The organism is Eubacterium sp. LMAG:50, assembly GCF_008680265.1.
Lineage (GTDB): Bacteria > Bacillota > Clostridia > Lachnospirales > Lachnospiraceae > Eubacterium_U > Eubacterium_U album.
The window spans coordinates 35,492-49,282 of sequence record NZ_NALP01000004.1 but is presented as its reverse complement, the minus strand read 5'-3'; the positions used below and the strand labels follow the sequence as shown (position 1 = coordinate 49,282).

13 protein-coding genes are annotated in these 13,791 nt (G+C 34.3%); 12 read left to right on the top strand and 1 reads right to left on the bottom strand.

Annotated elements, in window-relative coordinates; genetic code table 11:
- The first annotated feature begins 203 nt into the window (after nucleotides 1-203).
- From glyA to CCC31_RS00375, 4 genes are all read left to right on the top strand, one after another.
- Nucleotides 204-1,445, top strand: a complete 1,242-nt coding sequence (gene glyA / locus CCC31_RS00390; protein ID WP_117909239.1) for a serine hydroxymethyltransferase — start codon at nucleotides 204-206, stop codon at nucleotides 1,443-1,445.
- Nucleotides 1,446-1,558: 113 nt separating this feature from the next.
- Complete coding sequence (locus CCC31_RS00385) at nucleotides 1,559-2,977, top strand: VanZ family protein (RefSeq protein WP_022088147.1); 1,419 nt, start codon at nucleotides 1,559-1,561, stop codon at nucleotides 2,975-2,977.
- Nucleotides 2,978-3,014: 37 nt separating this feature from the next.
- Complete coding sequence (locus CCC31_RS00380) at nucleotides 3,015-3,284, top strand: hypothetical protein (RefSeq protein WP_199522672.1); 270 nt, start codon at nucleotides 3,015-3,017, stop codon at nucleotides 3,282-3,284.
- A 25-nt stretch (nucleotides 3,285-3,309) separates the two neighbouring features.
- A complete protein-coding gene (locus CCC31_RS00375; RefSeq protein ID WP_290848889.1) occupies nucleotides 3,310-3,702 on the top strand; it encodes a hypothetical protein in 393 nt (130 codons plus the stop codon).
- 167 nt (nucleotides 3,703-3,869) lie between these two features.
- On the opposite strand, the gene aroC is transcribed toward CCC31_RS00375, so the two are convergent.
- Entirely contained in the window at nucleotides 3,870-4,970 is a 1,101-nt protein-coding gene (gene aroC, locus CCC31_RS00370; RefSeq protein ID WP_290848888.1) for a chorismate synthase, read from the bottom strand.
- A gap of 261 nt (nucleotides 4,971-5,231) precedes the next feature.
- Between aroC and CCC31_RS00365 the strand changes: the two genes are divergently transcribed.
- The 8 genes from CCC31_RS00365 to serC all read left to right on the top strand — a co-directional run bounded on the left by CCC31_RS00365 (nucleotide 5,232) and on the right by serC (nucleotide 13,783).
- Complete coding sequence (locus tag CCC31_RS00365) at nucleotides 5,232-6,152, top strand: aldo/keto reductase (protein ID WP_290848887.1); 921 nt, start codon at nucleotides 5,232-5,234, stop codon at nucleotides 6,150-6,152.
- Nucleotides 6,153-6,170: 18 nt separating this feature from the next.
- Nucleotides 6,171-7,307: a tRNA guanosine(34) transglycosylase Tgt gene (tgt, locus tag CCC31_RS00360; protein WP_290848886.1), complete on the top strand. Its 1,137-nt coding sequence runs from the start codon at nucleotides 6,171-6,173 to the stop codon at nucleotides 7,305-7,307.
- Between the two features lie 19 nt (nucleotides 7,308-7,326).
- Nucleotides 7,327-7,635 carry a preprotein translocase subunit YajC gene (gene yajC, locus CCC31_RS00355; RefSeq protein ID WP_346432181.1) on the top strand — a complete coding sequence of 103 codons (309 nt, stop codon included), beginning with the start codon at nucleotides 7,327-7,329 and terminating at the stop codon, nucleotides 7,633-7,635.
- Nucleotides 7,636-7,737: 102 nt separating this feature from the next.
- On the top strand, nucleotides 7,738-8,046 hold the full coding sequence (locus CCC31_RS00350) for a hypothetical protein (RefSeq protein ID WP_290848885.1): 309 nt from the start codon (nucleotides 7,738-7,740) through the stop codon (nucleotides 8,044-8,046).
- Nucleotides 8,047-8,183: 137 nt separating this feature from the next.
- Nucleotides 8,184-9,266 carry a 3-isopropylmalate dehydrogenase gene (gene leuB, locus CCC31_RS00345; RefSeq protein WP_290848884.1) on the top strand — a complete coding sequence of 361 codons (1,083 nt, stop codon included), beginning with the start codon at nucleotides 8,184-8,186 and terminating at the stop codon, nucleotides 9,264-9,266.
- Between the two features lie 18 nt (nucleotides 9,267-9,284).
- Nucleotides 9,285-10,952 carry a dihydroxy-acid dehydratase gene (ilvD, locus tag CCC31_RS00340; protein WP_117909252.1) on the top strand — a complete coding sequence of 556 codons (1,668 nt, stop codon included), beginning with the start codon at nucleotides 9,285-9,287 and terminating at the stop codon, nucleotides 10,950-10,952.
- A 17-nt stretch (nucleotides 10,953-10,969) separates the two neighbouring features.
- Nucleotides 10,970-12,661, top strand: coding sequence for a biosynthetic-type acetolactate synthase large subunit (ilvB, locus tag CCC31_RS00335; protein WP_290848883.1), 1,692 nt, complete (start codon nucleotides 10,970-10,972; stop codon nucleotides 12,659-12,661).
- Between the two features lie 39 nt (nucleotides 12,662-12,700).
- Nucleotides 12,701-13,783, top strand: a complete 1,083-nt coding sequence (gene serC / locus CCC31_RS00330; protein WP_022087947.1) for a 3-phosphoserine/phosphohydroxythreonine transaminase — start codon at nucleotides 12,701-12,703, stop codon at nucleotides 13,781-13,783.
- Nucleotides 13,784-13,791 lie beyond the last annotated feature (8 nt).

The following is a 13,791-nucleotide window of genomic DNA, read 5'->3' as shown; positions in this document are numbered from 1 at the left end:
ACTGCTAAGACAAACCAAAATTTGATGTTAGTAATGAAACTGTGGGTATTTTTGTAATTAAAAATAAATAAACAGGAAAGATAACTATTAACATTAAACTTTACATTTGTTAGTTAAAAAATAACAAATTTTTAAAAATAGTTTTAAATTTGGCTTTAATGTGATAAAGTGTTAGTAGTTTGACAAATTTAGGAGGTAAGATTATGTTTACATTTGAAGAAGTACAGAAAGTTGATCCGGAAGTTGCAGCAGCTATTGCTCAGGAAAATGACAGACAGCAGAGCCATTTGGAGCTTATTGCATCTGAAAATATTGTTAGTAAAGCAGTTATGGCAGCAATGGGTAGTCAGCTTACAAATAAATACGCAGAAGGATACCCGGGAAAAAGATATTATGGTGGATGCGAGTATGTTGATATCGTAGAAACACTTGCAATTGAAAGAGCAAAGAAGTTATTTGGATGTACATATGCTAATGTTCAGCCACATTCAGGAGCACAGGCTAACTTTGCAGTATTCTTTGCACTTGTAAAACCGGGCGATACAGTAATGGGAATGAGTCTTGATGCAGGCGGACATTTAACACATGGAAGTAAGGTTAATGTATCAGGAACATATTTTAATATTGTTCCTTACGGTGTAAATGACGAAGGCTACATAGATTATGATGAAGTATTAAAGATTGCTAAGGAAGCAAAGCCAAAGCTTATTGTTGCAGGTGCAAGTGCTTACCCAAGAGCAATTGATTTTAAGAAATTTAGAGAAATTGCAGATGAAGTAGGTGCATATTTAATGGTAGATATGGCACACATCGCAGGTCTAGTTGCAGGTGGACAACATATGAGCCCAATTCCATATGCTCATGTAACAACAACTACAACTCATAAGACACTTCGTGGACCAAGAGGTGGATTAATTTTATCAAGTGAAGAATTTGCTACAGAACATAAATTAAATAAGGCAATTTTCCCAGGAATTCAGGGTGGCCCTTTAATGCATGTAATAGCAGGTAAGGCAGTATGTTTCAAGGAAGCATTAGACCCATCATTTAAAGAATATGCTAAGAACATTGTTGATAATGCATCAGCTTTAGCTAATGGTTTAACAAGCAGAGGATTTGACCTTGTTTCAGGTGGTACAGATAATCATTTAATGCTTGTTGATTTAAGAAGCAAGAATATTACAGGTAAGGAATTTGAAATCGCATTAGATGCTGCAAATATTACATGTAACAAGAATGCAATACCAAATGACCCACAGAAACCTGGTATTACAAGTGGTGTACGTATTGGAACACCTGCAATTACAACAAGAGGCTTAGATACTTCAGATATGGATTTAGTTGCACAGGCAATGACATTAATTGCAGATAATGCTAATGCAAATCAGGAAAAAGCAAAAGAAATTGTTAAAGGACTTACAGATAAGTATCCTTTATATAAATAATTTTTGCTTATAAATATTTAAGATTTATTAATAAATGTATTTTTATAATAAGTCTATGGTAGAATGATGCCATAGACTTATTTTTTTAGGAAAATGTATGGAGGTAACAAAAAATGAGAGTGATTGATTTAATATCAAAGGCAAAAGAATATCTGGTTGCAGGGATTGTTATAGTTGCCATATTAGCAATTATTATAGCTGTTGGTTATTTTATAGTGTATAAGAAGATTTTAAATGGCAAAAAGCAAATAAATAAGAATAGTGTAATATGGTTAATTATATTTGGAGTTTATTTAGCTGTTGTGTTGATGGCAACTATGCTTGATAGAATTTCAACAATGGGATTCAGAAAAAATATAATTCCATTATTTTATTCTTATAAATCAGCATGGAATAATTTCTCGGCTATTGAATGGAGAAACATTATTCTAAACATTTGTATGTTTATTCCATTTGGTCTTTTGCTTCCGTTTGGAATTAAAAAGGCAAAATACTGGTGGGTTACATATGTCTGTGGGTTAATTTTTACAGTCTTAATTGAAAGTGTGCAGCTTATTACAGGAAGAGGCGTATTTGAATGTGACGATGTGTTCAACAATTTGTTAGGAGCAATGATTGGATATGGTTTTTATGTTTTAATAGCTTATATTTATGCATGCAATAAAGGAAATAAGAGTGGAATTAAAAAAGTAATATTTAGTTTTGTTCCTTTATTTGGCACGATTATAATGTTTGGTACAATATTTGGAATATATAATTCACAGGAATTTGGAAATTTGAACCTAAATTATATTACAAAAGCAAATGTAAAAAATGTATCGACAAATGAAAAGTTAAGCAATGAAAAAGCAACATATCCTGTTTATATGGTTGAAGGTACAAATAAAGAAAAATCGAAACAATTTGCCAAAGAATTTTTGGAAAATGTTGGAGATAAATTGGATGATTCTTTGACAGATTTGTATGACGAAACAGCTATTTATCATGGAGAAATAGGTAATGTATCTGTTGAATATATAGATGGTACATATACATATACGGATTTCAGTATATATTTTGATGATGAAGAAGAGGATGGAACGACAAAAACTGACTCGCAGGTAACGGAAGATAAACTTAGAGAAATGTTAAAAGATTATGGTGTTTATATTCCGGCAGGTTGTACATTTGAAAATAAAGGTGACGGAATATATTCTCTTAGTGCAGATAAAATTATTGAAGATGAAATTATGTATAATGGAACAATTGAAGCAACTTGCTATCAGGGAGATAAGATAGGAGATATAAATTATAATATAGTTAAATGTAAGAAGTTAAAAGATGTGAAATGTATTTCATTAAGGGATGCTTATGATATGATTAAAGAAGGAAAGTTTAATTATTATTCAAATGAAGAACTTGATGTTAAAGTAAAAAATGTGGGTGTAGATTATTTTACTGACACAAAAGGATATTATCAGCCGGTATATGTTTTTAATGTTGATATGAATGGTGAAGAAACCCAGATAGATATACCTGCACTTAAGAAGTAATGAATGTAATAAAACTTTATGAAGAGGTGACAAACATATGAAATCAAAATCAGAAAAGAGTATTGACCTATATTATATGTTGTTAAAGCGTGGATATCCGGAAGAATTTTGTGACCAAATCACAAAAAACTTAAACACTGATTGGACAGCACAGCGTATGATAGGTTATCTGTCGCATTATGATAAACTTCCGCTTGAGGAGATAGTAGATGAAATGTTGGCAATACTTAGCGATAGAAATAGAATTATGATGAAACATGATTTGGAAGAGTCTAATGCAAGATGGAATGATTACTTGAATAGATAGAGTCTTATTTGCTAATACTACAAACATGATGATCAGAAATTTTTTAAAGTGTGGAATAGCAGGTTGGTGTATGGAGGTCGTTTGGACGTCCATAATGGGAATAAAGAATCATGACAGAAAAATGATGGGAAAGACCTCAATATGGATGTTCCCAATATATGGACTAGGTGCAGTTATTAAACCGCTAAGTAGAAAAATTAGAAAATTTAATATGATATTTAGGGGATTTATTTATATGGCTGGAATTTACTTCGTGGAATTTATTTCGGGAACTATATTGCAACGAAAGAACTGCTGCCCATGGAATTACAATAAATGTAAATATAATATTAGGGGAGTTGTGCGCCTGGATTATGCACCTTTATGGTTTGTGGCAGGGCTTCTTTTAGAAAAAGTTGTAAATAGGCAGGAAAAATAACAAAATAAATGGGCATTTAGATTTAATTCTATCTGCCCATTTATTTATTAAAAAATTAAAATAATCAATTGTTTCGTTTAGTTTCATAAGATTTATTAAAATAAAATTTATCAAAATAAATTTGTAAAAATGAATAAGATTTATTTTTTAAAAGATAATTAAACAATTTATTTCTTAAAGAAATTTACAATGCCATCCATTTTAGAAGTCATTGACATAAATAACATATCTACCAATGTAAGAGCTACCATTGATTCTACAACAACTACGGCTCTAGGAACAATTATAGGATCATGTCGTCCGTGAATGTTGATTTCGATTTCTTCGTTTGATTTACTAACCGTATTCTGTGTTTTGGCAATAGAAGGAGTTGGCTTGATTGCAGCTCTTAAAATAATGTCTGAACCATCGCTTATTCCACCAAGTATTCCACCGGCGTGATTTGTTGATTTTGTTACTTTTCCGTTTTCGATTTTAAAATTATCGTTATTTTCAGAACCGCAGGCTGTAGCAACAGCAAATCCATCGCCAATTTCAATGCCCTTTACAGCTCCGATAGACATAACAGCTTTTGCTAAATTTGCATCAAGTTTTTCAAATACAGGTTCACCAACTCCGGCAGGCATATTTTTAACAACGCATTCAATAATGCCACCAACGGAATCAGTATCAGCAATTTTTTCTTTTAATAGTTCCTGAGCTTTAGCAGAAGCTTCTTTGTCAGGCATATATAAAGTGTCTTTTAAAATATTATCTTTATCAAGTTTGTTATAATCTATTTCTACATTACCAATTGATTTAGAGTAGGTAGTAATAGATATGCCAAGCTGGTTTAAAATTTTTGAAGCAATGGCACCTGCTGCAACTCGTCCGATAGTTTCGCGTCCTGAAGAGCGTCCGCCACCACGATAATCCCTAAAACCAAATTTTTCGTCAAATGTATAATCGGCATGTCCCGGACGATAATAATTTGCAATTTCGCTGTAATCTTTTGAACGTTGTTCTTTGTTACGCACAATCATTGAAATAGGTGTTCCTGTAGTTTTCCCTTCAAATACACCTGAAAGAATCTCTACAAGGTCGCCTTCATTTCGCTGAGTAGTGAAAGCAGACTGACCTGGTTTTCTTCTGTCTAAAAATACCTGAATATCTTCTTCGCATAAAGAAAGACCAGCAGGACAACCGTCAACTACAACACCTAAAGCTTTTCCGTGGGATTCTCCCCATGTGCTTATTTTTAATGTATTACCATATGTTGAACCAAACATAATGAGCCTCCTAATTGTAATCAGAAGTGTTTAACAAATAAATTTGTGTAAACTTTTGAGTAAAATTCATAATATATCTTCTGTAAATTTGCTTGTATTAGTATAACAAGATATTACAGATGAATCAAATATAAAGTGAGATTTAGAAACGAATATAGTTTAAAAAAAATAGAACCTCCTTGAATTAACTACCAAAATCCATTATTATATAAAGGATTGGACTAATGAAATTTGGTAATAATTTAGAGAGGTATAAATCGAATGAAACAGATAAAATTAGGAAAGACAAATATATCAGTACCGGCAATCGTGTTAGGTTGTATGAGACTAGGAGCACTTGATTTAAACTTAGCAGAAAAATTCATTGATACAGCTTTAGAACTTGGTATTAATTATATTGATCATGCTGATATTTATGGTGGTGGAAGTTGCGAAAAGTTATTTGGAAAGGCAGCAAAACTTAACACTTCAAATAGAGAAAAATTCTTTATTCAGTCCAAATGTGGTATTGTTCCGGGTGTTATGTATGATTTTTCAAAGGAACACATTATTAATTCAGTAGACGGAATACTTAAGAGACTTGGAACAGATTATTTGGATGCGTTATTACTTCACAGACCGGATGCGTTAATGGAACCTGAGGTTATAGCTGATGCATTTGATACATTAGAAAAAAGTGGAAAAGTAAGAAACTTTGGCGTTTCAAATATGAATCCTATGCAGATTCAGCTGCTTCAAAAATATGTTAAGCAACCAATTTGTGCAAACCAACTTCAATTAAGTATTACTAATTCAAATATGATTAGCCAGGGGCTTGAAGTAAATATGTCATCTGATGGGGCAGTAAACAGAGATGGGGCAGTTCTTGATTTTTGCAGATTAAATGATATAACAATCCAGACATGGTCTCCTTTTCAGTATGGATTTTTTGAAGGCGTATTTATTGGAAATGATAAATTCCCTGAACTTAATAAAGTTATTGACGAATTGGCACAAAAATATAATGTAACTCCTACAACAATTGTGACTGCATGGATTTTAAGACATCCGGCTAATATGCAAATGATTGCAGGAACAACAAATGCTGAAAGACTAAAACAGATTGCTCAAGCATCTGATATTGAAATTTCAAGAGAAGAATGGTATAAATTATATTTGTCTGCCGGACATATATTACCATAAAGAAGGAAAGAAAATTTTATGTATAAAATATTGAAAACTGATGGTTTGGCTAAGCGTGGAGAATTCGAAACAGTTCACGGTACAATCCAGACACCGGTATTTATGAATGTAGGAACTGCTGCAGCAATTAAGGGAGCAGTAGGAACAGAAGATTTACAACAGATAAAGACTCAGGTTGAATTGTCAAATACATATCATTTGCATGTACGACCGGGAGACCACATTGTAAAACAACTTGGAGGTCTTCATAAGTTTATGAATTGGGATAAGCCTATTCTTACGGATTCAGGCGGATTTCAGGTATTTTCGCTTGCAGGACTTAGAAAGATAAAAGAAGAGGGCGTATATTTTCAGTCTCATGTAGATGGAAGAAAGATTTTTATGGGACCTGAAGAAAGTATGCAGATTCAGTCAAATTTAGCTTCAACAATTGCTATGGCGTTTGATGAATGTCCTTCAAGTGTTGCATCAAGAGAATATATTCAGGCATCTGTAAATAGAACAACAAGATGGCTTGAGAGATGTAAGAATGAAATGAACAGATTAAATAGTCTTGAAGATACAATTAATAAAAATCAGATGCTGTTTGGTATTAATCAGGGTGGAATATATGATGATATTCGTATTGAACATGCAAAAGCGATAACTGAAATGGATTTAGACGGATATGCAGTAGGTGGACTTGCAGTAGGTGAAAGTCATGAAGAAATGTATAGAATCCTTGAATCAGTGGTACCTTATTTACCACAGAATAAACCAACTTATCTTATGGGAGTTGGAACACCTGCTAATATTTTAGAAGCAGTTGATAGAGGTGTTGATTTCTTCGACTGTGTATATCCTACAAGAAATGGACGCCATGGACATTTGTATACTAATAAGGGTAAGATTAATTTATTTAATGCAAAATATGAGACAGATGACAGACCAATTGAAGAGGGATGCCAGTGTCCTGCATGTAAACATCATAGCCGTGCATACATCAGACATTTGCTTAAAGCAAAAGAAATGCTAGGTATGAGATTATGTGTGTTGCATAATTTGTATTTTTATAATACAATGATGGAAGAAATTCGAGCTGCCATAGAAGCAGAAAATTATAGTGAATATAAAGCAAATAAATTAGAAGGCTTTAAAGAAAACGACAAGCGTTAGGAGGATTAAAATGACAGATATGTTATTAGCTTCATCATCAACAGGTGGTGCAATGGGAACAGTTATGATGATTGTTTGGTGTGTGGTAATCTTTGGATTTATGTATTTCGCAATGATTCGTCCACAGAAAAAACAGGAAAAGAGACAGGATGAAATTAGAGAAAGTGTAGCTGTTGGAGACAGTATTCTTACAACAAGTGGATTTTACGGAATGGTTATTGATGTTCAGGACGATATGGTTATCGTAGAATTTGGTAATAACAAAAACTGCAGAATCCCAATGCAGAAAACTGCAATTGTTGATGTTGAAAAAGCAGACGCAGAATAATTAAGATTAAGATTTAGAGAGAAGTTCGAAAAGAATTTCTCTCTTTTGTTATACACAATGAGCCAAGCACTTTCTGCTTTTTGCTTGCAAAAAAAGCAGAAAGTGTTTGGCGAATGTATAATCACCGAAAAGAAGCAAAGCGGATTTGAGGTGGTTATAAATGGCGGAGCCATGTGTATAACAAAACTCAAGCATCAGAAAGTGTTTGGCGAATGTATAATCACCGAAAAGAAGCAAAGCGGATTTGAGGTGGTTATAAATGGCGGAGCCATGTGTATAACAAAACTCAAGCATCAGAAAGTGTTTGGCGAATGTATAATCACCGAAAAGAAGCAAAGCGGATTTGAGATGATTATATATGGAGAAGCCATAAGTATAACAAAAGTTGAAGAAGAGAATAAAATAATATAATTAATATACATCAAGAAAATAGATATATATGTATGGTTGAAAAAATGTCGTATTTGCGATAAAATGTAAAAGTTAACGTGGATATTTATACATATTAAAAACGTTACAAGATACTAAGAAAAAGAGAGGACAGAGCAATGGATTTTAATATTGCAGTTATTCCAGGTGATGGAATTGGACCGGAAATTGTAGCAGAAGCACAGAAGGTTCTCGACACTGTCGGTAAGAAATTTGGTCATTCCTTCAGTTATACTGAAGTTGATATGGGTGGAGTTTCAATTGACAAACACGGAGTGCCACTTACAGATGAAGCATTAACAACAGCGAAAGCAAGTGATGCAGTACTTCTTGGAGCCGTCGGAGGTGTCGTGGGAAAGGATAGTTGGTATGATTTACCACCACATCTTAGACCGGAGGCAGGATTGCTTGCAATTAGAAAAGGCTTAGGTCTATTTGCAAATTTAAGACCTGCTTATTTATATAAAGAATTAAAGGGCGCATGCCCATTAAAAGAATCTGTGGCAGATGCCGGATTTGATATGATAATTGTTAGGGAATTAACAGGTGGTCTTTATTTCGGTGAAAGAAAGACAGAAGAAGTTAATGGTGTAATGACAGCCATTGATACTTTAAAATATGACGAAAACGAAATTAGAAGAATTGCTATTAAAGCGTTTGAAATTGCAATGAAGAGACGTAAGAGCGTTATTAGCGTTGACAAGTCAAATGTTTTAGATTCATCAAGACTTTGGGATAAGGTAGTTACAGAAGTAGCAAAGGATTATCCGGAAGTAACATTAACACATATGCTTGTTGATAACTGTGCAATGCAGTTAGTTAAAGATCCTGCACAGTTTGATGTAGTTGTTACTGAGAATATGTTTGGTGATATTTTATCAGATGAGGCAAGTATGGTAACAGGTTCAATTGGAATGCTTTCATCAGCAAGTCTTGCAGAAGGCAAATTTGGATTATATGAACCAAGTCATGGAGCTGCACCTGATATTGCAGGACAGAACAAGGCTAACCCAATTGCAACAATTCTTTCAGCTGCTATGATGCTTAGATATTCATTTGATTTAGATGAAGAAGCTAAGGCAGTTGAAGATGCAGTACAGAAAGTATTAGAAGATGGAATTCGTACAATTGATATTATGTCTGATGGGATGCAGATGGTTGGATGTAAAGAAATGGGCGATTGCATCTGTGAAAGAATATAGAATATATAGGAGGCAGTTATGAAGAGTGATGCAGTAACAAAAGGATTACAGCAGGCTCCACACAGATCATTATTCAATGCTCTGGGGCTTACTGAAGAAGAAATGAACAGACCATTAGTTGGTATCGTATGTTCATACAATGAAATTGTACCAGGTCATATGAATCTGGATAAAATAGCAAATGCAGTTAAAATGGGTGTTGCTATGGCGGGTGGTACACCTATTATGTTCCCGGCTATCGCAGTATGTGATGGTATTGCAATGGGACATATAGGAATGAAATATTCTCTTGTAACAAGAGATTTGATTGCTGATTCAACAGAAGCGATGGCATTAGCTCATCAGTTTGATGCATTAGTTATGATTCCTAACTGTGATAAGAATGTTCCCGGATTATTAATGGCTGCAGCAAGAATTAATGTTCCAACAGTATTTGTATCAGGTGGACCAATGCTTGCAGGTCATGTTAAGGGACAGAAGAGAAGCTTATCATCTATGTTTGAGGCAGTAGGTGCTCAGGCAGCAGGAAATATTACATTAGATGAATTAAAGGAATTTGAACAGAATGTATGTCCTACATGTGGTTCATGTTCTGGTATGTATACAGCAAATTCAATGAACTGTTTAACTGAAGCATTAGGTATGGGACTTAAAGGAAACGGAACAATCCCGGCTGTATATTCAGAAAGAATTAAACTTGCAAAACATGCCGGTATGAAGGTTATGGAATTGCTTGAAAAAGATATTAAACCAAGAGATATTATGACAAAGGATGCAATCTTAAACGCATTAACAGTAGATATGGCACTTGGATGCTCAACAAACAGTATGCTTCATTTGCCTGCAATCGCTCATGAAATTGGATTTGATTTTGATATTTCATTTGCTAATCCAATAAGTGAAAGAACACCTAACTTATGTCATTTAGCACCGGCAGGTCCTACATATATGGAAGATTTGAATGAAGCCGGTGGTGTATATGCAGTTATGAATGAGTTAGCAGAAGCAGGACTTCTTAACTTAGATTGCATGACAGTTACAGGAAAGACAGTTGGAGAAAATATTAAGGGGGCGGTTAACAAGAACCCTGAAGTTATCAGACCATTAGATAATCCATACAGTAAGACAGGTGGTCTTGCAGTATTAAAGGGAAATCTTGCACCGGATGGTGGTGTTGTAAAACGTTCAGCAGTTGTTGATGAAATGATGGTTCATGAAGGACCTGCAAGAGTATTTGACTGTGAAGAAGATGCAATCGCAGCTATTAAAGGTGGAAAGATTGTTCCTGGTGATGTTGTTGTTATCAGATATGAAGGACCAAAGGGTGGCCCTGGTATGAGAGAAATGTTAAATCCAACATCTGCTATTGCAGGTATGGGATTAGGTTCATCTGTTGCATTGATTACAGACGGACGTTTCTCAGGTGCTTCAAGAGGTGCATCTATCGGACACGTTTCACCGGAAGCAGCCGTAGGTGGTCCTATAGCATTAGTTGAAGAAGGAGATATTATAAAGATTAATATTCCTGAAATGACATTAAACATTGACGTTTCTGATGAAGAAATGGCAGCAAGAAAAGCAAAATGGCAGCCAAGAGAACCTAAGGTTACAACAGGATATCTTGCTAGATATGCATCTATGGTAACTTCAGGAAACAGAGGCGCAATTTTAGAAATAAAGAAATAAAAAGAGAGGGTAAAAATATGCAATTAACAGGTTCAGAAATAGTTGTTGAATGTTTGAAAGAACAGGGTGTTGATACAGTTTTTGGTTATCCTGGTGGAACAATTCTTAATATTTATGATGCTCTTTATAAACATTCAGATGAAATTACACATATATTAACATCCCATGAACAGGGAGCTGCACATGCGGCAGACGGTTATGCAAGATCAACAGGTAAGGTTGGTGTTTGTATGGCAACATCAGGCCCTGGAGCAACAAACCTTGTTACAGGTATTGCTACAGCATATATGGATTCAATTCCAATTGTTGCAATAACAGCTAATGTTGCTAAATCAGGACTTGGAAAAGATTCTTTCCAGGAAATTGATATTGTAGGTGCAACAATGCCATTTACAAAGCATAATTTTATAGTAAAGGAAATTGAAGACTTAGCAGATACAATCAGAAGAGCATTTGCAATTGCTAAATCGGGAAGACCAGGTCCTGTATTAGTTGATATTACAAAGGATGTAACAGCTAATAAAACTGAATATACAAAGCAGACACCTAAGGCAATTGAACCATATACAGATACAATCAAAGAAGAAGATGTTGATCAGGTTGTAGAATTAATAAAAGGTTCAAATAAACCATTTATTATTGCCGGTGGTGGATTAGTAGCTTCCGGAGCACAGGATGAATTTAGAAAATTTGCAGACATAATTGATACACCTGTTTGTGACACTTTAATGGGTAAAGGTGCAATTGAAGGAACGAATGCACGTTATACAGGAATGATTGGTATGCATGGAACAAAGGCATCTAACTTTGGTGTAACACGATGCGATTTATTAATTGTTATTGGTGCAAGATTTAGTGATAGAGTTGTTGGTAATCCAAATAGCTTTGCACCGGATGCAAAAATTATACATATTGACATTGATCCAACTGAAATTAATAAGAATGTTAAGACAGATGCAAGCATTATAGGTGATGCAAATGAAATACTTAAGAGATTAAACACAAAGTTAGAAAAGCAGAATCATAAAGAATGGATGGATGAAGTTGGAGAATTAAAGAACAAATATCCATTAGCATTAGACAAAACAACATTAAATGGTCCGTCAATTATTGATGCATTATATGAAATAACAAATGGTGATGCAATTGTAACAACTGATGTTGGACAGCATCAGATGTGGGCTGCACAGTTCTATAAATATAAAGAAACAAGACAGTTAATTACATCAGGTGGTCTTGGTACAATGGGATATGGTGTTGGCGCCTGCATAGGTGCTAAGATGGCAAATAAAGACAGAATCTGTGTTAATATTGCAGGTGATGGATGTTTCAGAATGAATATGAATGAAATTGCTACAGCAACACGTTATAATATTCCAATTATTCAGATTGTAATTAATAACCATGTATTAGGTATGGTTAGACAGTGGCAGACATTATTCTATGGTAAACGTTATTCAAATACGGTATTAGATGATCAGGTTGATTTTGTTAAGATTTCAGAAGGAATGGGTGCAAAAGCATACAAATGTACAACAATTGATGAATTTAAAAATGCTTTAAAAGAATCAATTGAATTAAATATTCCTTGTGTAATAGATTGTCAGATTGACAGCGATGATAAGGTATTCCCAATGGTACCGGCTAATACATCAATTAGCGAAGCTTTTTCTGAAGAAGATTTAGCTGCAAAGGGATATGACTGCTAAGAGACAGTATATATAAAAATTAGGAGGAAATAGAAAGAAATGGCAAGAGTATACAATTTTTCAGCAGGACCTGCTGTATTACCAGAAGAAGTATTAAAAGAAGCAGCAGATGAAATGTTAGATTATAAGGGATGTGGAATGAGCGTAATGGAAATGAGCCATCGTTCAAAAATGTTCCAGCAGATTATTGATGAGGCAGAACAGGATATAAGAGATTTAATGGGTATTCCTGATAATTATAAAGTATTATTCCTTCAGGGTGGTGCATCACAGCAGTTTGCTGCAGTACCAATGAACTTAAAGAAGAATGGCAAGGCTGCTTACATCGTAACAGGACAGTGGGCTAAGAAAGCTGCTGCAGAAGCAGAAAAGTATCTTGAAGTACAAAGAGTTGCTTCATCAGCAGATAAAACATTCTCATATATTCCTGATTGTAGCGATTTAGATATTGACGATGATGTTGATTATGTATACATTTGTGAAAACAATACTATTTATGGTACAAAGTATCATGAATTACCAAATACAAAAGGACATACATTAGTAGCTGATGTATCTTCATGTTTCTTATCAGAACCTGTTGATGTATCAAAGTATGGTGTAATTTATGGTGGTGTTCAGAAGAACGTTGGACCGGCAGGTGTTGTTATTGCGATTATTAGAGAAGATTTAATTCCTGAGGAAGTTGATAGCACAGTTCCAACAATGCTTCAGTGGAAAACACAGGCAGATGCAGGATCACTTTACAATACACCTCCATGCTATGGAATTTATATTTGTGGAAAAGTATTTAAATGGATTAAGAAGATGGGTGGCCTTGATGCAATGAAGAAACGTAACGAAGAAAAGGCTAAGATTCTTTATGATTTCCTTGATAATAGCAAATTATTTAAGGGTACAGTTGTTCCAAAAGACCGTTCACTTATGAATGTACCTTTTGTAACAGGTGATGCTGATTTAGATGCTAAATTTGTAGCAGAAGCTAAAGCTGCCGGACTTGAAAATCTTAAAGGACATAGAACAGTTGGTGGTATGAGAGCAAGTATTTACAATGCTATGCCAATTGAAGGTGTTAAGGCATTAGTTGAATTTATGGAAAAATTTGAAAAAGAAAACGCATAATAAGGAGA